Below are 21,826 nucleotides of genomic sequence, written 5' to 3'. Positions count from 1 at the left end.
TGATTCGGGGTTGGCAGGCTCACGCGCTTCTGCGCAGGTCGTAGGCTTCCAGTTCGTGGCGCAACGGCAGCCCTTCCATGTCGCCGCGCGACTGCACGGCACGGCTGCCGCACCAGTTGCCACGCGCCACTGCCGCGGGCACGGCGCGGCCCTCCAGCAACGCGCTGAGCACGCCGACGGCAAAGGCATCACCCGCACCGACGGTGTCCACCACTCGGCTGACCGGCACGGGGGCTACCTGCCCTTCGCCCTTGGCGCTGCGGAAGTAGGCGCCGGCATCGCCCAGCTTGATCACCACCAACTCCACCCCTTGGTCGAGGTAGAACGCAGCGATGTCCGCCGGAGTATGCTGGCCGGTCAGCAACCGCCCCTCTTCCAGGCCCGGTAAAACCCAGTCGGCCTTGGCCGCCAGGGCATTGATTTCGCGCACCATGCTGTTTTGATCCGGCCACAGCGAGGGGCGCAGGTTGGGGTCGAACGATATGCTGCGCCCGGCTGCGCGCATGGCGTCTACCAACGCGTGGGACAGCGCACGGCAGCTGTCGGACAGCGCCAGCGGGATGCCGGTGGCGTGCAGGTGGCGAGCCTGCAGGCAGGCAGGGTTCAGCAGTGCGGGCGACAGCCTGCTGGCTGCCGAACCGCGGCGAAAGTATTCCACTGCCGGGTCGCTGCCATCATCGCAACGCGCCTTGAGCTGAAAACCCGTCGGGTAACTGGTATCCACCTCGACACCGGAACAGTCCAGGCCTTCGCGGCGCAAGCTGTCGAGCACGAAACGGCCCAGCGAATCGTCGCCTACCCGGCTCAGCCAACGTACCTTGAAGCCCAGGCGTGCCAAGCCGATGGCCACGTTGCTGTCGGCGCCAGCGATGCGTTTGCCGAACTGGCCGACACTGGCCAGGTCGCCTGTTTGCTCGGCGACGAACATGGCCATGGTCTCGCCGAAGCACAGCACGTCATGCTCATGCATGGGCCACCTCCTCCCCCGCGCCCAATGCAGACAGGCCACGCACCTGGGCACGGGTCAGCGCCAGCAAGTCCTCGCCAACCAAGGGGTATTCGACGGCGCGCACCACACCGGGGGCGAACTCGGCCATCAGCGCTGACCACGCCTGCAGGTCCGCCGCTTGGGGCGGTATGGCAACCAGACGACCATCGGCCCGGCGCTGCACAGCCTTGCAATGCACATAGCGCACCCAACGGCCCAGTTGCCGTGCGGCTTGCCGCGCCGGTTCGCCCTGCCACTGCCAGTTGCCGATGTCGAAGGTCATGCCCAGGCGCAGCCCAAGCGTGTCGGCACGCTGGAAGAACTGCAGCAGCGGTTCGATCCTGCCACCTTGTGCGGTCTGATCGTTTTCCACCAGCAGCAGCGGCCCATGCGCAGGCAGCAGCGCTGCCAAGGCCGTTACATCGCAGTGCGCATCGAAGTGCCCCAGGGAAACCTTCAGCGCCACCGCGCCAAGCGCCCGGGCGGTTTCCAGCTTCTGGACCAGTTGTGGGTCGGGCACGCCTTGCGCGGTCCACAGTTCAAGCGGTGTCGAGTACAGGCATTCCAGGCGCAGTGCGGCAATGACCGCACCAAGTGCAGCGGCGTCCGGTGCACTGGCGAACAACTCTTCGCGCAATTCCACTCGGCTGACGCCAGCGGCTGCCAGCATGTCCAGGAACTGCTCCTGGCCACGTTGCCGCACAAAGTCGGCGCCGTAGCTTGAGAGGCTGATGGAAACGGGGTTCGGGTGCATTGTTTTTATCCTTATGAAACCGGTTTCATTTTTAATCGGCAGCAGCAGGCGCAGGCCTGCCGTTGCTTACTGGGGTTGGGTTGAACCGCGGATGATCAGGTTGGCCTTGAAGTCGATGCGCCGGGCGGCCCCGCTGTCGCCGCGCAGGCGACCGAGCAGGCTTTCGAATGCCGCTACACCGATACGCTCGGTGGGTTGGGCCAGTGCAGTGATGCCTTTGCCGACCAGGGGGTACCAGTCGAGGTCGTCGAGAGCGATCAGCCCGACGTCGGCGAACAGGTTGAACCCGGCCTCGTGCAGGGCCCGGGTCACCGCCAGGGTGGCAACGCCGTTGAAGGTGAAGATGGCTTGCGGGCCGTGGCCACTGCGGGCAAGAAACGTAGCCAGCTGGCCCTGCAGCCCTGCGCTGATTTCCAGCACCTGCTGACGCATGCCGGGCCGACGGCTGACCGACGCGCCGAATGCCTGCACCCGCTCCAGGCGTGAGCTGGTGCCATCGAGGGGTTCGCTGACCGCCAGGATGTCGCGGTAGCCCTGGGCCTGTAGATGGTCGAGGGCCTGCTCGACCGCATCGGCATTGTCCAAGCCCACCAGGTCGACATTCAGCTCGGGCAATTGGCGGTCGACCAGCACCATGGGGATGTCACGCTGCAGGTTCAGCAGTTCGCCAGGGTGATGGCCAAGCGTGTTCACGATCAACCCTTCAACGTTATAGCTCTGCAGGGCCACCAGGTGGTGACGCTCCTGCTCGTCGTCGCGGTTGGTGTTGCACACCACCAGGCTGTAACCGTGCTGACGGCAGGCGGTTTCCACGCCATGCATCACGGCCACTGAATAGGGGTTGAGAATATCGGCCACCAGCATGCCGATCAGTCGCGTCTGGCCGCGCTTGAGGCCGCGGGCCATCTGGTTGGGGCGGTAGCCGAGGCGTTCGATGACCTCTGCCAGGCGCTTGGCCGTGGCTTCGGCCAGCAATTGGCGATCACCACCGATGTAACGGGAGACGGTGGCTTTGGAAACGCCAGCGACACGCGCTACTTCGCTGATGGTGACCCGTTCGCGGGCATGGGCAGGCGCGTCGGTCATGGGCTGTCCTTATGATTATTGTGATAGCGATGAAACCGGTTTCAATACAGCAAAACTACGGCAGTTCGTCAACCTGCCGTTGGTCAGGACCAGCTTAATAACACTGAGTAACCACTTGAACAACATCCAATAGGTTACTGATTCGAATGAATTAATAGCTGAACCTGTGGGAGCGGGCATGCCCGCGAAAAAGCCACTGAAGTGGATGGCACCGGCTACGCCGGTGTTCGCGGGCTAGCCCGCTCCCACAGAGTCCCTGCTAGAGCAATGAGCTTTTTACAGATCCAGGAAGCTGCAGTCAGCGCAGCGACTTCACATCACTGGCAGAAACCTCACTGCCCTGGTTGCCCCAGCTGCTCCTGATGAAGTTCACCACCTCGGCCACCTCCTGGTCTCTCAGGCGCCAGCCGAATGCCGGCATGGTGAAGTTCGACGGCGCGGTGTGTGTCGCTGGCACCGTGCCCCCTACCAGCACCACGTGGATCAGCGACGTGGCATCTGCGGTCTGTACCACCGGGTTGCCAGCCAACGCCGGGAACACACGGGTGTAGCCTTGGCCATCGGTACGGTGGCAGGCCGCGCAATTGTCGATGTACAGCGCCGCCCCGGGCTTGCTGTCATCACCCTTCCACAGCGCATCCGCCACCTGCTTGTCGTAGACGTGCGGCTGATCATTCGGGTTGCTCGGCGGCAGGGTCTTCAGGTAACGGGCGATAGCGGTCAGGTCGCCATCGCTCATGTGCTGCATGCTGTGCTCCACCACATCGCTCATGCCACCGAACACGGCGCTGCGATCGCTACGCCCGGTCTTCAGGAACTGCACCAACTGCGCTTCGCTCCAGCTGCCCAGGCCGTCCTTGTGGTCGCCACGCAGGTTTTTCGCAATCCAGCCTTCCAGCGGTGCGCTGCCGGCCAGGAACTGCTCGCCCTCTGCAGGGCTCAGCGCCTTTTCCTGCATGGTCAGCGCCCGCGGCGTATGGCAGGCGCCACAATGCCCAAGGCCCTCGACCAGGTACGCGCCACGGTTCACCACCGGGTCGGCTGCCGCCGATGCCTGCCAAGGCTTGGCCTCTGGCGCAAACAGACCACGCCAGATTGCCAGCGGCCAACGCATGCTCAGCGGCCAGGGAATGTCAGTGGCCTTGTTCGCCTGCTCGACCGGCTCCACGCCTTTCATGAAATAGGCGTACAGGGCCTGCATGTCCTGCTCGCTGACCCGCGCATACGACGGGTAGGGCATGGCCGGGTACAAGGTGCTGCCATCCTTGCCAATGCCCCTGCGTACCGCCTGGTCGAAGTCTTCGAAGCTGTAATTGCCGATGCCGGTGGCCGCCGGGGTGATGTTGGTGGAGTACACCGTGCCGATTGGCGTTTCCATCGGCAGGCCCCCGGCAAAGGGCTTACCACCCTTGGCGGTATGACAGGCCACACAGTCACCGGCGCGGGCCAGGTACTCGCCCTGGCGCACCTGCGCATCGTCATTTGCTACGGCCTGTACGGCCGCCGTGGCACCCAGCAGCAGGGTTGCGATCAACATTGTCTTCATGCTCATCGCTCCTCAGGCCTGGACCAGCGGGCCGGGGTTTTTCAGGTACTGCTCGCGGATGGCGCGTGCCGACCAATAGGTCAGCGCCGCCAGCAGCCCGGTCGGGTTGTAACCCAGCCCCTGCGGGAACGCCGAAGCCCCCGGCACGAACACGTTATGGACGTCCCAGCTTTGCAGGTAGCGATTCAGTGCACTGGTCTTGGGGTCGGTGCCCATGATCGCACCGCCGTTCAGGTGGGTGGTCTGGTAGCTGGCGGTGTTGAAATGATCCTTGACCTGCTTGCCCAGCACGGCAATGGCCTTGGGGTTCATCGCCTGAGCGATCTTGCTCAGCTTGTCGACCATGAACTGGTTCATCTTGATGTCGTTTTCCTGCCAGTCGAAGGTCATGCGCAACAGCGGCTGGCCGTAGGCGTCACGGTAGGTGGGGTCCAGGTCCAGGTAATTGGTACGGTAGGACTGGTGGGCGCCGTGGGCGTCCATCGACACCTGGTGGGTGTAGTAGTCGGCCGTGGCTTTCTTCCAGGCACTGCCCCAGGCCGGCGTGCCCGGCGGGTTGGAGGTGCCGGCAATCGGCCGGCTGCCAGCCTGGTTCACCCACATCGGCGAGCCGCCGACAAAGCCGTGGGGGCCATGGTCGAAGTTGTCGGCATTGAAATCGTCGATGGCAATGCCGTTGCCACCCGCGCCGATGAAGTTGTTGGTGTAGGTGTTCTTGTCGAAGAACGCCTTGACCGTGCCCATGTTCTGGTAGGCGAAGTTACGCCCGACCACACCTTCGTTCCTTACTGGGTCGTAAGGCGTACCGATGCCAGAAAGCAGCATCAGGCGCACGTTGTTGAACTGGAACGCCGCCAGGATCACCAAATCCGCCGGTTGCTCCACCTCGCGCCCCTGGGCATCGATGTAGGTCACGCCGGTGGCCTTGCGCTTGCTGTCGTCCAGGTTCACCCGCAGCACGTGGGCATTGGGCCGCAACTCGAAGTTGGGTACCTGGCGCAGCGCCGGCAGAATGTTCACGTTGGGCGAAGCCTTGGAGTACATGTAGCACACGTAGCCACTGCAGAAACCACAGAAGTTGCACGGCCCCATCTGCGCCCCGTACGGGTTGGTGTAAGGCCCGGAGGTGTTTGCCGAGGGCAGGTTGTAGGGCTTGTAGCCTAGGTTGGTGGCGGCTTTTTCGAACAGCCTGGCCGACACCACGTTCTTCTGCGCGGGCAGCGGGAACGGGTTGGAACGGTCCGGCGCGTAGGGGTTGCCGCCCTTCCCTTCACCCACCACCTGGCCATTGACGGTCCAGGCCTGGCCTGAGGTGCCAAAGACCTTTTCGGCAAAGTCGAAATACGGTTCCAGCTCTTCGTAACTGACGCCGAAGTCCTGGATGGTCATGCCTTCAGGGATGAACTTGCGCCCGTAGCGCTCTTCGTAGTGGCTGCGCAGGCGCAACTCGACCGGGTCGACCCGAAAGTGCACGCCCGACCAGTGCAGGCCCGCGCCGCCCACACCCTTGCCCGGCAGGAAGGCACCGAGCTGGCGATTGGGCAATGCCACATCGTTCGCGCTGTGGCGTACAGTGACGGTCTCTTTCGACACATCGACGAACAGCTTCTTGCGCACGCTGTAGGTCAGCTCATCGATCACTTGCGGGTAGCTGCCTTCCGGGTAGGTATCCTGCATCGGCCCCCGCTCCAGGGCCAACACGTGCAGCCCGGCCTCGGTCAGCTCCTTGGCCATGATCGCGCCGGCCCAGCCGAAGCCGACGATAACCGCATCCACTTTGTTCAATACAGTCGCCATGCCTCAGGCCCTCTCGCCGCGGATCGATACAGCCGGGAACGGGTAAGGCTCGTTGCGCTCGACCCAGTCCATGAAGTCGGCGCGGGCGCCGGGGAAGCCGATCTGGGTCCAGCCGACCATGCCTTTGTTGCCGCCATGAATCGGGTCGCAGAAGAACCCTTCACGGGTGTTCTGCACCAGCAGGCTGAAGAACACCTTCGCCGGAACGGTGTCGAACACCAGCTCGCCTGCCTCGACCTTGCTGAGAATACGGTCCCGGGTAGCGCTATCCTGCGCAGCAAAAACCTGCCCGCCGTTGGCTTTGCACCAGCCGTCCACGGCAGCGATGCCCAGGCGATAGATTTGTTGCGGGCTGAGCTGCAACTGGTAACCCAGCTCGGGCGCGGCGTCGGCGTTGAACGGGCCTTGCATGTACCACTGCGCGCCCGTCGCGTAGGGGGTGTTCATCTGACGGTCGATGAATTCGGCGGCGCCGGCTTCGAGTGCGCCGGGGCCAAGTTCATCGGCCGGGATGATGCGCGACACCGCAGCTTGTACAAACGCCCACTCTTCGGCGCTGAAGAACGTCGGTTGATAGTCGCCCGCAGGTGGTGTGGCTGGCACTTTCGGTGGGTGTTGCGGTTGCGGGGCCGCAAGCAGTTGGCTGGCGCCCACGCCAAGCCCTGTGCTGGCCACGGTAACGACAGGGATAAGGGTCAAGGTCTTGCGCAGAAAATCCCTGCGCGGGTTGTCTGGGGCATGCTCAGGCATTGCGAATCCTCATCGGCTGTGCGGCGGCCTTGATAAGCGCCATCTGATTTTCTGTGGGAGGTGATCTTGATAGGCCATCAAGAAGACAGCCGAATAATCTAGCGCGTTCAGAAATGTTTTGAAACCGGTTTCATACTTGACTTCTCACTGGCTGACAGCTGTCGGGCAAAGGCTTTTTTCACATCTGCCTCACTCTCCAACGACATCCCGCTGCCTACAGTGCCGACGCTCTTGTGTGGAGCGAGCTGACTGGAGTGGCAAACATGCTGCAAGGCGTAATCGACAAATCCCCCGCCTCACGGCTTGCCCAGGTATCCCGATTGCCTTGGGGCACGGCACTGTTCGCAGTCTTGTGCCTGCTGTTGATTCTGGGCGTAGCGGCAGCCTGGGCACATGCCCGCACGGCAATCCCCAACCTGGGCAACCCCCATCACCTGCAACACAGCGGGCTCGAGGCCGCCTGGGCGAAAGGCTCGGTGATTGTGGTGCTGCGCCATGCCGAACGTTGCGACCGCTCCAGCGGTGCCTGCCTGGGTGACCCCAGCGGAATCACGGTTGCGGGCAGCCATGTGGCCGCCGATGTCGGCAACGGCTTGCAGCACCTTGGCCTGGGCTCAGCCGATGTGTGGGCCAGCCCGGAAGTGCGGACCCGGCAGACCGCCCACGCCATGTTTGGTAAGAGCATTGCCACGCAAGGCTGGCTTAATCAGTGTGACGGCCACTTCGCCGAAAACGCCCTGGCCCTCAAGCGAAATGGCCACAACCTCGTGCTGGTCAGCCACAGCGGCTGCATGGAACAGCTGGAGCAGGCGCTCGAAGTGCCTGCCAGCGCGACGTCGAACAGCTATGCCAGCGCCCTGTTCATCACCCAGGGCAGCGATGGCAAGGCGAAACTGCTGGGCCAGATAGCGGCCAGTGAATGGCGCAAACTCATTGATGCCAAGGAACTCTGAACATGCCCTCTCGCACCACCTTCTACCGCAATAACCTGCTGCTGCCGCTGTTGCTGGCTGCCATCGTGTTTATTTCATTCGACCTCACCGAGCTCGATCGCTGGATCAGCAACCTGCTGCTCGACCCGGCCACCGGCCAGTTCCCGTTGCTGCACAACCAGTGGTTCGAGAAGGTCACCCACAAATGGCCTCGCATCCTGCCGGACTGGACCGGTGAACTGGCAGTCATCGGCAGCCTGCTGTCGTTCATCTGGCCGCGCCTGGCCAACCGCCCTCAACTGGGCCTGACCCGGATGCTGGAAAAGGCCCGTATCGCACCGGTGCTGCGCTTTACCACCCAACACCGCCGCGACCTGCTGTTCGTGGTGGTGGCGTTCGCACTGAGCACGACCGTGATTCATTACCTGAAAAGCCACACCAGTGTGTATTGCCCTGTGGAAACCACGCTGTATGGCGGCCCCCAGGCCCGGGTCGAATGGTTCGAAAACTTCTCCTTGTGGAACAAGGCCGGCGATGGCCGCTGCTGGCCGGGTGGCCACGCCTCCAGCGGGTTTACCTTGTTGGCACTGTATTTCGTGGCCCTGCGCCACCGCTGGGCACATGCGCGCAAGTTGCTGGTGGCCATTCTGCTGATCGGGTTCGTGTACGGTACTACCCGGGTACTGCAGGGCTGGCACTATATGTCCCATACGTTCTGGGCCGGGATATTTGTCTGGTTTACAACCTGGGCAACTGCATTGTTCTTCTATGGGCGCATCGCGTTGCAGGCGCCGGAAAACTGCTCTGCCATACGTAACTCTGCCGTACCGCAGCCCTCGTAATAGAGCCACCGGCAGTCACAAAAGCAACAGCAATTCAGACAAATTTATCGAGCCCCTGCTCGTTAGTAATAATTTAAAAATAACTTGAAGCGAAACTTCCTACAGATCCTTGGGAAGTTTCAATCTCCCATAGACATTGATTCCTCGTTAGTCTTCAGGCTTTCGCAAAATGCTTGCGCCCGATCGTATGGGAAGTCCGCAGCCATTGTGTGAGTTGACCTTCTAACTAGACGAGGATTAAGGATGTCCAAAGGGTCCGATGGCACTGAAACACCGGTGCCGGCCAAGAAAAAGCCAATACTGCTTGAGGATATCGACGGTACCCAACAGCCTCTTACTGGTACCGGTCCTCAACTCGCAACGGATTCATCCGGCTACCCCGCCGACCCGGAGTTCCAGCTGCGCGGCGGCTTCGAAAACCTGATGCTCGACGCGGCAAGCCCGCTGTTCGGCCTGGTCATTCGCCTGCGTACCCTGGATGACCTGCCCAACATCGCCTACGTGCACAAGACCGTGCAAAACCAGGTCAGCAACATTCGCGAAGAAATCCAGCAGCACGGCTACCCCATCGCGCAGCAGGAAGTCTATTCCTACGCCTTGTGCCTGTACCTGGACGAGGCCGTGATGAGCCGCCCGTGGGGCAACAATTCGTGCTGGAGCCACGCGCCGCTGCTCAGCATCTTCCACGACGAAACCCAGGGCGGCGAAAAGATCTTCGTGCTGCTCGAACGGGTCATGCAGGCACCCAGGGAATTCCAGGATGTGCTGGAGTTCCTCTACTACTGCTTTTGCCTGGGCCTCAGGGGCAAGCACGCCCTGGACCCCAAGTGCGAAGACATCATCAACGCCCTGATCTCGCGCATGCACACGGTCATCCGCGAACTGCGTGGCCCCACCCCGCAAGAGCTGTGCGACCCCTACACCAATGTCGTTCATTGCCCCCACCGCCCGCGACGCTGGGAGTGGCCCTGGTGGAGCCCGCTGGTGATCTCCGCCGTGGCCATGGTCTGCGCCTACAGCTACTACAGCTACCGCCTCGACCTGATCACCGCCGAAGTCGTGGAGTCGCTCAACGCGATTCTGCAGCAGTAGCGGAGGACGCCACATGCCTAGCCAATCCGATTTGCGCTTTACCTTCCAGCCGCTGGCGTGCCGGAGTGAGTTCGAAGTGGTGTCGTTCGAACTGGACGAAGCCATCAGCTCACTGTTCCAGCTGAAACTGGAGCTGATCAGTTTCGAAGACGATGTCGACTTCGGCCAGCTACTCGACAAGCCGGTGCTGTTCACGATCTGGCGCGGCGAGCGGCCGCTGCGCTACGTCCACGGCCTGGTCAGCACCTTCAGTCAGGGTGAAACAGGCTTCCATCGCACCCGTTACCGTGCCTTGGTAGAACCCGTGCTGGCCCGCGCCGGGCTGCGCTCGAACTGGCGCATCTTCCAGCAGAAAACCGTGCCGCAGATTCTTGAAATCATGCTCAAGCGCCAAGGCATTACCGGCTACGAGCTGAGAAGCATCGACAAGCATGAGGTGCGTGAATTCTGCGTGCAGGCCGGTGAAACCGACCTCGACTTCATCGCCCGCCTGGCCGCCGAAGAGGGTTTCGTCTACCGCTTCGAGCACACGCCGAAACTGCACAGGCTGCTCATTACCGACCGGCTGCTGGGGCTGGGGCAGATCAGCCAGGGTGCCATCAAGGTCGACGACGAGCATGAAGGCTTCTTCGAACAGGACGACATCGACCCTAATCAGGTGCTGTACCACGCCAACAGCGGCGGCGATCAGGCCAGGCCGTGCCTGCGCCGCCTGCGTTACAGCGAGCAGGTACGTACCGCGCGCCAGGTGCAGCGCGACTACACCTTCACCCACCCGGCCTACCGCCAGGAGCAACGTGCCGACGGCAGCGACCTCACGCACCAGTCCACCACCTACGAGCGCTTCGACTACCCCGGCCGCTACAAGCGCGGGGCGGTTGGCGCCCCCTTCACCGCCACCCGCATCACAGCCTTGCGCCATGATGCCCGCATGGCCGAGGTGGAAGGCGACGATGTGCGCCTGCAGCCGGGGCTGAGCTTCACCCTGATCGAGCACCCGCGCGAAGACCTGAACATCCACTGGCGGGTAACCCGCGTGCACCATGAAGGCACCCAGTTCACCAGCCTGCAGGAAGAGGCCGCCGGGGCGCAGCTAGGCACCCGCTACAAGCAGGACGCCGTGCTGGTGCCCGGCAGAACCGAATGGCGCCCGGCGCCGCTACCCAAGCCGCGCATCGACGGCCCGCAGATGGCGACGGTGGTGGGGCCCAAGGGCGAGGAAATCTACTGCGACCAATGGGGCCGGGTGAAGGTCAGCTTCCCCTGGGACCGGGAAAGCCAGGACAACGAGTTCAGCTCCTGCTGGGTACGCGTGTCGCAGGGCTGGGCCGGCGGCAGCTGGGGCTCGATGGCCATTCCGCGCATCGGCCAGGACGTGATCATCCAGTACGTCGACGCCGACCCGGACCAACCGATGATCACCGGGCGCACCTACTGTGGCAATCAGCTGCCGCCGTATGACCTGCCCAAGCACAAGACGCGGATGACCATCAAGAGCCAGACCCACAAGGGCAAAGGCTTCAACGAGCTGCGTTTCGAGGATGAACTGGGCCAACAAGAGGTCTTCATTCACGCAGAAAAAGACCAGAACAACGTTGTAAAGCACAACGAAACCACGCAAATCGGTAACGACCGCACTGAACGTGTCGAAAGGGACGAAATCCTTTCGATCGGTCAGGACCGCCGAGAAGATGTTGCCCGGGACGAGGCCTTCACCTTAGGCCAGAACCGAGTTCACGAAATCGGCAACGACGACAGCCTCAGCATTGGTCGCACCCACACCATCACGACGGGCAAGGACCGAATCGAACAAGTAGGAAACCACCGTCAGGACACCACCAAGGCCAACCACACGGTAGAAATCGGCGGCCACCTCGAACAGGTCGTGGGCGGTCACAACACCTTGCAAACCGGCGAAGCCATCCGGCACACCACCAAGGTCTATGACATCCAGGTAAGCGAAAGCCTGACCATCAAGAGCCCTGCGGGTCTACTGCGAATCGATGGCGCCGGTATCACGCTGGACGGTCTTGCACTGGCCTTCAAAGGGCCGGTGAACCAGCAGGCTACGGGTAGCAATCGCGTCACTTCAACTTCTGGCGTGCCTGAACCCGGCGAACCCATTTGCCTCAGTTGCCTGCTGAAAGCGATCGCCGACGGCCACAACATGATTCGCATGGAAGGAGCAAGCTGATGCCCAGCCCATTTGTCAGAGCAATGGTCGAGGTGCTGCGGGCTTCCGACCGTTATCGCCTGAGCGCCATCGTGGAAATGGCCAACCTGGCCACCGAGGTGCAGGAACAGCTGACCGGGTACTACGCGGACCGCTGCTGGCCGCTGCTGCAGCAAGCCCAGTTCAGCAACCTGCGAACAGCAGGCCCCTGGTTGTTTGGTTCGCGCCCCGGCTCGGATGTCTCGGCCCAGTATGATTTTCAATGGCAACTTGAACAAGGTGCAGCGGGCGCAGTATGCGGCTGGATAGTCAGCGCCCTCCCTCCTGCCCGGCTGGCCCGGCATTTGAGCCACGCCAACATCGTCGCAGGTGCCGATGGCCATTCGTACCTCCTGCGCTTTCACACCGCTGCAGCGTTGCAAGTGCTTGATACGCATCGTGAACTGCCCGGGGTAAGCGAATGGCTAGCGCCCATCCACCACTGGTGGTCGCCCGTGGCGCATCCGAACAAGCGGTTGTGGCTGCAGATATCCGGCGGTGATCAGCCTCAATCCTCGCACCTCCCGCCAATCACATTAAACGACGCGTGCTGGGCCGAACTGGCCGGTGACCCACTGAGCTATCAGCTTGCCGAGTTGCTCAAGGACCAGCCGTCCTGCCCGGCCTTGCCTGCTGCTTGCCACGGTACCCGGGTTGGCTTGATCCAGCACTATCTGGATCAGGCGCGCGAGCAAGGCCTGGACCGTGAGGACGACCTGATCAGCTATGTGCTCATCCTGGCCCGCAGTGGCGAACAACTCAGCAACTCACCGGCCTGGCAAGAGGCGATTGCCGCCACCCGCGAGCAGCAGTCATCCCTGATGGACAACGTGCAGCGATGCCTGCGTACCAAGGACTGAGGCAAACAACCATGGACTCACTGAGCGAAACCCTCGAGCTGTGCAGGCGCATCACCACCGGCTATCGCCCCGCCCTGCGCAACAGCCCCGTCGCCAACTGCACCCGCCGCTTCGAACTGCTGCCCCTGCGCTACGCCGCCATCGGCGGCAACCCGGCACAACGCGCCCGTCTGCCCAAACTGCCAAGCTATCTCAGCCCGTTCCAGGACGTCGGCGAGATGACGCATTCCAGCTACGCCATCCGCCCCCTGCGCGAAGGCTTTCTTTATCTGCTGATCAAGCGCCACAGCGCACCAGCCCACGAATGGCACAGCCAGTACCGCGTCGCCCCCAACGGCTCACTGCTGTATATCAGCGCCGATGCCCCCTGGGAGCCCGCCCCCCTCGCTGGCAACCTGGACGAGATCATCCGCAGCTTCGGCTGGACCATCACCCTCTACGACCTCGACGATATCCAGGAGCTGCGCCCGCTGTTCAGTCCATCCCCACTGACCCCGCGCATGCTCGACAACTACCGCCTGCTCGACGACGAATACCGCAGCAGCCTGCCCGCCATTGATATCGCCCGTTTCATCCAGCCTTCCGACGCTCCGCCACAGCCCCACGTGCTCAAGCACGATCAACTGGGCTGGGTCGCCGACTTCAAGGCCCAGAACGATGCAGACCTGCAGGCGCTGCTGGACCTGCAGCCGTTCAACAATGACCAGATCGTCTCGCCGCACGCCTCCCGGCAAGCGCTGGCGCCGCTGGTGAACCAGAGCAAACCCCGAGGCGCGGCCATCGTCATCGAAGACGCCATCGGTATCACCCAGGAGCTCAACGCCTGGCGCAACGCCGCTGTCGATGATGTGAAGACCAAGTGGCTGGAACGCACCGTGGAACCCGGCGTGGACAACGAGCGCAAGCTGCTGGTCGCGCAGTCGTTCCTGGAGATCGAAAAGCTCTACCCGCAGATGATGGCCGAGCAGATCGTCAAGCGCGAAGTCATGGCTGAAAACATACGCAACCAACCCTACGTGCATGCGGAAATCTATGCGTTTTCCGAACGGGCCAGGCAGCAGGCCGATGCACATGACGAGCGCATGAAACCTCACCTGGCGCAGTTCGAGCGCGACGTCCGGGCCAAGGTCCAGGCCCGTCAGGAGGCCGGCGAGTTCAGCAAGAAGTTCGACCAGAAATACGGCCACCTGGTCGACCGCCCGGCCATGCACGATCAGCTCGACGGTTTCGAGCAAGCCATGCAACAAGCCCAGCAAGCCGCAGAAGACCGCGCCAAGGACCATGCCCGCTGGGTGATCAGCGAACGTTTGCTGCAAGCGCTGGACCGTTACGACAACGCCGACCTCATCAACGGCCTGGCCTTTGCCGAGCAGACCGGCCAGTGCGTGATCGGCATGGAGTTGAGCGAATGGGGGACTAAGGTGCTGGACCACTGGTGGCGCAGTGACGTGGCCGACCGGGCAAACCTGGCAATACGCGGCATCAGCTACAACCAGGACGACATCCGGGAGGAGCTTGCGGCGCTGCTGAAAGCGGCCAAGGCCGAACCACTGACCGAGTCGTCGTTCGTACTGCGCGAATCGCTCGCCCGGCAGGCGCATATCGCCGCGAATGCTTTCGGTCGTATCAACTCGCTATACGAGGAATTACAGAAGAGCAACAGCACCGCCAGCATCGGCCTGCATGCCTGGTATGTGGCACTTGGGCGACAGGTACTGCGTACCGGCGCGCCCAACAGTGCAGACCGAGCGTTGCACCACGGACTACGCCTGGCGTTGTTTGCTTCGGTACATGAAACGGCGGTCGAGATACGCCTGAGCGAAGCGGCGCGTAGCGGGCAGCCCATCAACTCACAACGCAGCGGCGGCCAGATTGCACGTTATCTGGATCAAGCTTGGTCTGAAAATCTGATGCAGGCCAACAACAGCGACTTCTACAAGGTGCGCGTCTCCGCGCTGGTGTGTTTACTGGAAGGCATGCTGATGGCGTTTAAGGCTCGCGAATTGCCCGACAGTGATGCGCGAGTGAAAACTGAACTCTTGGCGGCCGCGATGACCACGGCCGCGGCGGGCTTCGAAGTTGGAGCCAGCTATGTGGACCAGGTGGTAACCCGATACGGCGCAAGAAGTGTGACTGGCAGAGGTGCAGCGGCCACCTTGGGGAGGTTGAAGCTTTGGGGGGCTGGATTGGCCGGTACTGGCGGGTTGGTGTTGGCGTGGTGGGATTTCTCGGACGCCGATAAACATATCCGTGAAGCCCAAAACCAAGAATCAAGCGCCCGAAGCATAAGGCTGGCTTCAGCGTACAGGGCTCGAGGCGCCGCGACGATAGCTCTTGCTCTGGCTGAGGGCGGAACAGCAATTGCTATCGCAAAGCCTTTTTTTGATTACCTATCCCATAGCGCCAAGACTAAATTTGCAAGGATGTTGGCATCCTCTATAGGTGCGCTTGCAAAAAAACTGGGAACCCAAGCTGCGCGCCTTCTGCTTGCACGCTTGGTGGTCGGAGCTTTTTGGCTAGGCCTCGTCCTGACGATCGTAATTTACCTCCTTGAAGATGACTCATTGGAGAAGTGGTGTAGGCGATGCTGTTTCCGAATCGGAAAAACGGCTAAGCCTTATGAAGAACACGAAGAATTGAAGGAGCTTCATTCGGCTTTCAGCGAGGTCTTATAGTGTATCTGGTCGAATGGGGTTTCTGGCAGATGGCAATCGAGTCTGAAGCTGCGCGCAAGGCGTACGTAGCGGAAATGACGCCAGCAGAACAACGCGCAATGCGGGACTTTTATGAAGGTGACTTGGAAGAGGAAGTCCATTTTCGGAAGGTTAGCGAAAACCCTCGCGCACACAGTCCTGTTTACTCCTTCAATGAGAATTTCCTGGAGATGCGCTGCGGCGGCTCAGAGGAAAAACGCGGATTGATTACAATCTTGACGTTGGGAGGATTAGGACCAATCCTATATAGCGGCGTCACAATAACTCTGGGATCAATCTATCTTTACCTTTTCACCGGTAGAGATCCTGCTGTTATCGACGTCATCACAATGATGCTGATTTCTGTCATGGACGGCGCTATCGTTTATTTTTATCTCAAATACGGTCTTCGGTTCACGCGTTTGGAAATGCTTACTAGCCGTCACCTTCTCATCCGCTTCAATCGAGTAACTCAACAAGTCCACCTACATCGACCGAAATACTGCGGCGGCATCGTCACTTTCCCATGGAAAACAACCGGAAGCACAGCCATCGACCCAGTAGATGACCCACTCAGCGTGGGCATGCGACTAGGACTGGTCTGGCACCCCAGCCGCACCGGCCTCCCCCATATGGAAATGGCCCTCCTCGGCAAACAAGGCCAAGGCGGCAGCGAACTGCGTGACGAGTGGGAGCTCATTCGCCGCTACATGGAAGAAGGCCCACACGCCGTCCCCCGCCCCCGCCTGAGCACACAGTTGCCCTCACCCATCCAGGCCTTCAGCGCCCAGTTCGAAGGCCTTGGTCTTTTCTTCCGCAAAAGCAGCTGGCTGTTCAAAGTCATCTTGCTGATGGTCTGGCCCGCCTTCGTCATCATCGGCACCGGGCACTGGCTCAGCCTGCTGCTGTGCTGGCGACCGCGTTGGCCGAAAGTAATCCGCGAGGCCGGTATGCCGGGCAAACCCGTGCCGCCCGTAACCACCCTGAGCGACTACCCACCCGCAATCCAGGAGCGCCTGCTCGCCAACGCTGATCGCTGGCAGCTCAAACCCGGCAAACGGCCGGAGAAAAAACCACGCAAACCGCGTACGCCCAGAAGGCCTAAGGAGATCGATTGATGCATTACATCATCCTTGTAAGTGGAGCGTACCCATGGACTCTCTGAGCGAAACCCTCGACCTTTGCCGGCGCATCACCACCGGCTACCGCCCCGCCCTGCGCAACAGCCCCGTCGCCAACTGCACCCGCCGCTTTGAACTGCTGCCCCTGCGCTACGCCGCCATCGGCGGCAACCCGGCACAACGCGCCCGTCTGCCAAAACTGCCAGTCTATCTCAGCCCGTTCCAGGACGTGGGCGAGATGACGCATTCCAGCTACGCCATCCGCCCCCTGCGCGAAGGTTTTCTCTACCTGCTGATCAAGCGCCGCAGCGCACCAGCCCACGAATGGCACAGCCAGTACCGCGTCGCCCCTAACGGCTCACTGCTGTACATCAGCGCCGATGCCCCCTGGGAGCCCGCCCCGCTCGCTGGCAACCTGGACGAGATCATCCGCAGCTTCGGCTGGACTATCACCCTCTACAACCTGGATGACATCCAGGAGCTACGCCCCTTGTTCAGCCCTTCCCCACTGACCCCGCGCATGCTCGACAACTACCGCCTGCTCGACGACGAATACCGCAGCAGCCTGCCCGCGATCGATATCGCCCGCTTCATCCAGCCCTCAGACGCTCCACCACAGCCCCACGTGCTCAAGCACGATCAACTGGGCTGGGTCGCCGACTTCAAGGCCCAGAACGATGCAGACCTGCAGGCGCTGCTGGACCTGCAGCCGTTCAACAACGACCAGATCGTTTCGCCGCACGCCTCCCGGCAAGCGCTGACGCCGCTGATGAACCAGAGCAAACCCCGAGGCGCGGCCATCGTTATCGAAGACGCCATCGGCATCACCCAGGAGCTCAACGCCTGGCGCAATGCCGCTGTCGATGATGTGAAGACCAAGTGGCTGGAACGCACCGTGGAGCCCGGCGTGGACAACGAGCGCAAGCTGCTGGTCGCGCAGTCGTTTCTGGAGATCGAAAAGCTCTACCCGCAGATGATGGCCGAGCAGATCGTCAAGCGTGAAGTCATGGCTGAAAACATACGCAACCAACCCTACGTGCATGCGGAAATCTACGCGTTTTCCGAACGGGCCAGGCAGCAGGCCGATGCACATGACGAGCGCATGAAACCTCACCTGGCGCAGTTCGAGCGCGACGTCCGGGCCAAGGTCCAGGCCCGTCAGGAGGCCGGCGAATTCAGCAAGAAGTTCGACCAGAAATACGGCCACCTGGTCGACCGCCCGGCCATGCACGATCAGCTCGACGGTTTCGAGCAAGCCATGCAACAAGCCCAGCAAGCCGCAGAAGACCGCGCCAAGGACCATGCCCGCTGGGTGATCAGCGAACGTTTGCTGCAAGCGCTGGACCGCTACGACAACGCCGACCTCATCAACGGCCTGGCCTTTGCCGAGCAGACCGGCCAGTGCGTGATCGGCATGGAGTTGAGTGAATGGGGCACGAAGGTGCTGGACCACTGGTGGCGCAGCGACGTGGCCGACCGGGGCAACCTGGCAGTACGCGGCATCAGCTACAACCAGGACGACATCCGGGAGGAACTTGCGGCGCTGCTGACAGCGGCCAAGGCCGAACCACCGGCAGAGTCGTCGTTCGTACTGCGCGAATCGCTCGCCCGGCAGGCGCATATCGCCGCGAATGCTTTCGGGCGTATCAACTCGCTGTACGAGGAATTGCAGAAGAGCAACAACACCGCCAGCATCGGCCTGCATGCGTGGTATGTAGCGCTTGGGCGACAGGTACTGCGTACCGGCGCGCCCAACAGTGCAGACCGGGCGCTGCACCATGGTCTGCGCCTGACATTGTTTGCGTCGGTGCACAAGACCGCGGTCGACATTCGTCTGAGCGATGCTGCGCGCAACGGGCACCCTATTGACCCACAACGTAGCGGTGGCCAGATTGCACGTTACCTGGATCAGGCGTGGGCCGAAGGGCTAATGCAGGCTGATAACAATAAAAGCGACTTCTATAAAGTTCGTGCTGCCGGCGTGATATGCCTCATCGAAGGCATGCTGATGGCCTTCAAGGCTCGGGAACTGCCCGACAGTGATGCGCGGGTAAAAACTGAACTCTTGGCCGCCGCGATGACCACGGCTGCGGCAGGCTTCGAAATTGGGGCCAGTTATGTGGACCAAGTGCTGACACGATACGGCGCTAATAGCGTGACCGGGAGAGGTGCTGCGGCCACTTTGGGGAGGTTGAGGCTGTGGGGCGCTGGTCTGGCGGGCATCGGTGGTGGAATGCTGGCTTGGTGGGACTTTACAGACTGGCTTACACATCTCGAAAGCGATTCAACTACGGAGCAGGGCAAGAAGAAATCCAGAATTTTGGCTACTGCTTACGCGTTCCGAGGTGCGGCCACCATAGCACTATCACTAGGAGAGCTTGGAACTGCCATCGCCATTGCCAAACCTTTGTTCGATCGCCTTGCAAATTCAAGCGCTAATAAAGTAGTAAGACTTCTTAGCCAATCAATGTCAAGACTCGCCAAAAACCTGGGCACGCAGGCTGCGAGGCTACTGCTTGCCCGTTTAGTACTCGGGGCCTTCTGGATAGGCCTTGCGCTGACGCTGATAATCTTCATTTTTGAAGATGATGCTTTGGAAAAGTGGTGCAAACGCAGCAGCTTCCGCGTTATTAAAAGCGCCAAGCCTTACGAAGAGGAAGAAGAATTGATGGCGCTACATGCAGCATTCAGCGAGGTTTTGTAATGTATCTTATTGAATGGGGATTCTGGCGAATGGCAACTGAGTCGGAGGCTGCCCGAAAAGCGTACGAAACAGAGTTAACAGCTGCTGAAAAACGCGCTAAGCAGAACTTCTACGAAGGCGATTTGGAAGAGGATATACATTTCCAGACTGTCAGCGAAAAACCTAATGCACGCGGACCTGTTTTCGCCTTCAACGACACATTTATTGAAATGCGATGTGGTGGCTCAGAGGAAAAGCGTGGCCTCATAACAATTGCAACGCTAGGCGGCATCGTGCCCGTCATCGGAGCTACGACAATTTCCACGTTGTGCTTTCTTTGGGATGACATAACAGACAGTGAGGCCCGTTCTTTTTTGATGATGACACTCACATTCATCATGGCGCTGGCATCAACTGCCACTCTATATCTTTACTCAAAATATGGAGTGAACCTGACTCGACTGGAAATGCTGACAAGTCGTCATCTCCTTATTCGCTTCAATCGCGTAACTCAACAAGTCCACCTACATCGGCCGAAATACTGCGGGGGCATCGTCACTTTCCCATGGAAAACAACCGGAAGCACAGCCATCGCCCCAGAAGATGACTCGCTCAGCGTGGGCATGCGACTAGGACTGGTCTGGCACCCCAGCCGCACCGGCCTCCCCCATATGGAAATGGCCCTCCTCGGCAAACAAGGCCAAGGCGGCAGCGAACTCCGTGACGAGTGGGAATTCATCCGCCGCTACATGGAAGAAGGCCCCCACGCCGTCCCCCGCCCCCGCCTCAGCACACAGCTACCCTCACCCATCCAGGCCTTCAGCGCCCAGTTCGAAGGCCTTGGTCGTTTCTTCCGCAACAGCAGCTGGCTGTTCAAAGTCATCCTGCTGATGGTCTGGCCCGCCTTCGTCATCATCGGCACCGGGCACTGGCTCAGCCTGTTGCTGTGCTGGCGACCGCGCTGGCCGAAAGTAATCCGCGAGGCCGGTATGCCGGGCAAACCCGTGCCACCCGTAACCACCCTGAGCGACTACCCACCTGCAATCCAGGAGCGCCTGCTCGCCAACGCCGATCGCTGGCAGCTCAAACCCGGCAAGCGGCCTGAGAAAAAATCACGCAAACCGCGCAGATCCAAGTCCAAAGAGGAACCGGCTGCCCCCACAGAATGATTGTGTCTGCGATCAGAATTCGACCGTATACCCCACAATCACCCGGTTCTCATCCGCTGCATCAGCAAAATTCGAGCGCATGCTCGCATTGCGCCAACGCAGCGACACATTCCTGAGCGCCCCCGACTGCACCACGTAGGTGATATCCGTGGTCCGTTCCCATTCCCGCCCTTCTCCGTCCCCAGCCGCCAACGCCCTGCCCTTGGCGCTGGCGATGCGCTGTGGGTCCACCTGGTCGCCCTTCACATAGCGCACATTGAACGTGAGCCCCGGGATACCCAGCGCAGCAAAGTTGTAGTCGTAACGCAGCATCCACGCCCGTTCGTTGGCCAGGGCAAATGTGCTGACCTGCTGTTCGCTGAACAGGTAGGTATCGGTGCCACCCACGTAGGCATATGCCGTATCGCCACGCACTTTCTGATAGCCACCACTGAACGTGTGGCCCTGAACGCCATACCCGAAGTTGGTACTGAGGGTCTGGTTGTCGACTTCGCCCAGCAATGCTCGGCCCTGCTCGCGTGCGTTGAACCAGCGCCACTCGGTAAACACATCCCCGGGCCCGAGACGGGCCTTGAACTTGAACCCGGCAAAATCACGCCGGAACAGGTCTTCGAGCGTGCTGGTGTGAAGGCTGAGGGTCAGGTTGTTCAGCGGCTGGTAATCGACACCGCCGTAGTACAGCCGGTCGCTGGTTACCGTCGCCGAATAGGCCCCTTGCTGCGTCATGGCGGTCAGGTCCTCATAGTCGGTGGAGTCGCGCAACTTGGTGGCATCCACCTGCAGCAGGGTGAACGTGAACCGGTCCAGGTCCTTGCTCACCAGTTGCGCACCGTTGAACCACTGGGGGAACAAGCGGCTGTAGTTGGACGCCAGCAAGGGCAGTTGCGGGCTCAGCCCGCCGACTTTCAATTCGCTCTGCGCCAGCCTGGCCTTTAAGGTGGCCACGGCCTTGGCATAGTCATCCGCCGCGCGTTTGTCGCTGCCACGTGGCAGCAGGCCGGTGCCGCTGCGGTCGGGTGAGGAATCCAGCTTGAGCCCCAGCATGCCGGCTGAGTCCAGGCCAACGCCGACCACGCCGTCGGTGTAGCCAGACTGCAGGCGCAACATGAAGCCCTGGGCCCATTCACCGCGCCGCGATTGCGTGGCGCTGTCACCGTGGAAGTCGCGGTCGAAATAGAAATTGCGCAGTTCCAGGCTGCCGCTGGCGTCATCGATGAAGCCGGCCTGCGCGTTGTGACAGGCGCAGCAAAGCGCCCCGAGCATCAGCGATGCTCGCCGGGAAATAATGATCATGGGTGTGC

At 61.2% G+C, this 21,826-nt stretch carries 16 protein-coding genes; 9 read left to right on the top strand and 7 right to left on the bottom strand.

The window, feature by feature from the left end; genetic code table 11:
- Nucleotides 1-19: 19 nt before the first annotated feature.
- The 6 genes from ABOC32_RS17430 to ABOC32_RS17405 all read right to left on the bottom strand — a co-directional run bounded on the left by ABOC32_RS17430 (nt 20) and on the right by ABOC32_RS17405 (nt 6,921).
- Entirely contained in the window at nt 20-970 is a 951-nt protein-coding gene (locus tag ABOC32_RS17430) for a sugar kinase (RefSeq protein WP_426808138.1), read from the bottom strand.
- Nucleotides 963-1,742 carry a sugar phosphate isomerase/epimerase family protein gene (locus ABOC32_RS17425; RefSeq protein ID WP_426808137.1) on the bottom strand — a complete coding sequence of 260 codons (780 nt, stop codon included), beginning with the start codon at nt 1,740-1,742 and terminating at the stop codon, nt 963-965. Before ABOC32_RS17425 ends, ABOC32_RS17430 begins: the two co-directional genes overlap by 8 nt.
- Nucleotides 1,743-1,808: 66 nt before the next feature.
- Nucleotides 1,809-2,828, bottom strand: coding sequence for a transcriptional regulator PtxS (ptxS, locus tag ABOC32_RS17420; protein ID WP_426808136.1), 1,020 nt, complete (start codon nt 2,826-2,828; stop codon nt 1,809-1,811).
- Between the two features lie 298 nt (nt 2,829-3,126).
- Nucleotides 3,127-4,374, bottom strand: a complete 1,248-nt coding sequence (locus ABOC32_RS17415) for a c-type cytochrome (RefSeq protein ID WP_426808135.1) — start codon at nt 4,372-4,374, stop codon at nt 3,127-3,129.
- 12 nt (nt 4,375-4,386) lie between these two features.
- A complete protein-coding gene (locus tag ABOC32_RS17410; RefSeq protein WP_426808134.1) occupies nt 4,387-6,171 on the bottom strand; it encodes a GMC family oxidoreductase in 1,785 nt (594 codons plus the stop codon).
- 3 nt (nt 6,172-6,174) lie between these two features.
- Nucleotides 6,175-6,921, bottom strand: a complete 747-nt coding sequence (locus tag ABOC32_RS17405) for a gluconate 2-dehydrogenase subunit 3 family protein (protein WP_426808133.1) — start codon at nt 6,919-6,921, stop codon at nt 6,175-6,177.
- Nucleotides 6,922-7,184: 263 nt separating this feature from the next.
- On the opposite strand from ABOC32_RS17405, the gene ABOC32_RS17400 reads away from it, so the two are divergent.
- The 9 genes from ABOC32_RS17400 to ABOC32_RS17360 all read left to right on the top strand — a co-directional run bounded on the left by ABOC32_RS17400 (nt 7,185) and on the right by ABOC32_RS17360 (nt 20,525).
- Nucleotides 7,185-7,874, top strand: a complete 690-nt coding sequence (locus tag ABOC32_RS17400; RefSeq protein ID WP_426808132.1) for a histidine phosphatase family protein — start codon at nt 7,185-7,187, stop codon at nt 7,872-7,874.
- A 2-nt stretch (nt 7,875-7,876) separates the two neighbouring features.
- Entirely contained in the window at nt 7,877-8,695 is an 819-nt protein-coding gene (locus tag ABOC32_RS17395) for a phosphatase PAP2 family protein (protein ID WP_426808131.1), read from the top strand.
- 243 nt (nt 8,696-8,938) lie between these two features.
- Nucleotides 8,939-9,787 carry a type IVB secretion system protein IcmH/DotU gene (gene icmH / locus ABOC32_RS17390; RefSeq protein ID WP_426808130.1) on the top strand — a complete coding sequence of 283 codons (849 nt, stop codon included), beginning with the start codon at nt 8,939-8,941 and terminating at the stop codon, nt 9,785-9,787.
- A 13-nt stretch (nt 9,788-9,800) separates the two neighbouring features.
- Nucleotides 9,801-11,981, top strand: a complete 2,181-nt coding sequence (locus ABOC32_RS17385; protein WP_426808129.1) for a type VI secretion system Vgr family protein — start codon at nt 9,801-9,803, stop codon at nt 11,979-11,981.
- A complete protein-coding gene (locus ABOC32_RS17380) occupies nt 11,981-12,859 on the top strand; it encodes a DUF4123 domain-containing protein (RefSeq protein WP_426808128.1) in 879 nt (292 codons plus the stop codon). The genes ABOC32_RS17385 and ABOC32_RS17380 overlap by 1 nt, the downstream gene beginning before the upstream one ends.
- An 11-nt stretch (nt 12,860-12,870) precedes the next feature.
- On the top strand, nt 12,871-15,534 hold the full coding sequence (locus ABOC32_RS17375) for a T6SS effector BTH_I2691 family protein (protein ID WP_426808127.1): 2,664 nt from the start codon (nt 12,871-12,873) through the stop codon (nt 15,532-15,534).
- Entirely contained in the window at nt 15,534-16,670 is a 1,137-nt protein-coding gene (locus ABOC32_RS17370; protein WP_426808126.1) for a DUF6708 domain-containing protein, read from the top strand. The genes ABOC32_RS17375 and ABOC32_RS17370 overlap by 1 nt, the downstream gene beginning before the upstream one ends.
- 34 nt (nt 16,671-16,704) lie before the next feature.
- Nucleotides 16,705-19,377, top strand: coding sequence for a T6SS effector BTH_I2691 family protein (locus tag ABOC32_RS17365; RefSeq protein ID WP_426808125.1), 2,673 nt, complete (start codon nt 16,705-16,707; stop codon nt 19,375-19,377).
- A complete protein-coding gene (locus tag ABOC32_RS17360) occupies nt 19,377-20,525 on the top strand; it encodes a DUF6708 domain-containing protein (RefSeq protein ID WP_426808124.1) in 1,149 nt (382 codons plus the stop codon). The genes ABOC32_RS17365 and ABOC32_RS17360 overlap by 1 nt, the downstream gene beginning before the upstream one ends.
- Before the next feature lie 12 nt (nt 20,526-20,537).
- Here ABOC32_RS17360 and ABOC32_RS17355 read toward each other — a convergent pair whose 3' ends face one another.
- Nucleotides 20,538-21,818 (bottom strand): OprD family porin, encoded by a 1,281-nt coding sequence (locus tag ABOC32_RS17355; RefSeq protein ID WP_426808123.1) that lies wholly within the window; start codon nt 21,816-21,818, stop codon nt 20,538-20,540.
- Nucleotides 21,819-21,826 lie beyond the last annotated feature (8 nt).

It is taken from the genome of Pseudomonas sp. WOUb67 (assembly GCF_050058005.1).
Taxonomy (GTDB): domain Bacteria; phylum Pseudomonadota; class Gammaproteobacteria; order Pseudomonadales; family Pseudomonadaceae; genus Aquipseudomonas; species Aquipseudomonas putida_R.
The sequence above is the reverse complement of the archived record's forward strand: the minus strand, read 5'-3'. Positions and strand labels throughout refer to the sequence as shown.

Bases quoted from the DNA above. Each gene is read 5' to 3' on its own strand.
- ABOC32_RS17385 (WP_426808129.1), top strand. From the start codon at position 9,801: ATGCCTAGCCAATCCGATTTGCGCTTTACCTTCCAGCCGCTGGCGTGC.
- icmH (WP_426808130.1), top strand. From the start codon at position 8,939: ATGTCCAAAGGGTCCGATGGCACTGAAACACCGGTGCCGGCCAAGAAA.
- ABOC32_RS17360 (WP_426808124.1), top strand. From the start codon at position 19,377: ATGTATCTTATTGAATGGGGATTCTGGCGAATGGCAACTGAGTCGGAG.
- ABOC32_RS17380 (WP_426808128.1), top strand. From the start codon at position 11,981: ATGCCCAGCCCATTTGTCAGAGCAATGGTCGAGGTGCTGCGGGCTTCC.
- ptxS (WP_426808136.1), bottom strand. From the start codon at position 2,828: ATGACCGACGCGCCTGCCCATGCCCGCGAACGGGTCACCATCAGCGAA.
- ABOC32_RS17430 (WP_426808138.1), bottom strand. From the start codon at position 970: ATGCATGAGCATGACGTGCTGTGCTTCGGCGAGACCATGGCCATGTTC.
- ABOC32_RS17355 (WP_426808123.1), bottom strand. From the start codon at position 21,818: ATGATCATTATTTCCCGGCGAGCATCGCTGATGCTCGGGGCGCTTTGC.
- ABOC32_RS17425 (WP_426808137.1), bottom strand. From the start codon at position 1,742: ATGCACCCGAACCCCGTTTCCATCAGCCTCTCAAGCTACGGCGCCGAC.
- ABOC32_RS17410 (WP_426808134.1), bottom strand. From the start codon at position 6,171: ATGGCGACTGTATTGAACAAAGTGGATGCGGTTATCGTCGGCTTCGGC.
- ABOC32_RS17395 (WP_426808131.1), top strand. From the start codon at position 7,877: ATGCCCTCTCGCACCACCTTCTACCGCAATAACCTGCTGCTGCCGCTG.
- ABOC32_RS17375 (WP_426808127.1), top strand. From the start codon at position 12,871: ATGGACTCACTGAGCGAAACCCTCGAGCTGTGCAGGCGCATCACCACC.
- ABOC32_RS17365 (WP_426808125.1), top strand. From the start codon at position 16,705: ATGGACTCTCTGAGCGAAACCCTCGACCTTTGCCGGCGCATCACCACC.
- ABOC32_RS17415 (WP_426808135.1), bottom strand. From the start codon at position 4,374: ATGAAGACAATGTTGATCGCAACCCTGCTGCTGGGTGCCACGGCGGCC.
- ABOC32_RS17400 (WP_426808132.1), top strand. From the start codon at position 7,185: ATGCTGCAAGGCGTAATCGACAAATCCCCCGCCTCACGGCTTGCCCAG.
- ABOC32_RS17405 (WP_426808133.1), bottom strand. From the start codon at position 6,921: ATGCCTGAGCATGCCCCAGACAACCCGCGCAGGGATTTTCTGCGCAAG.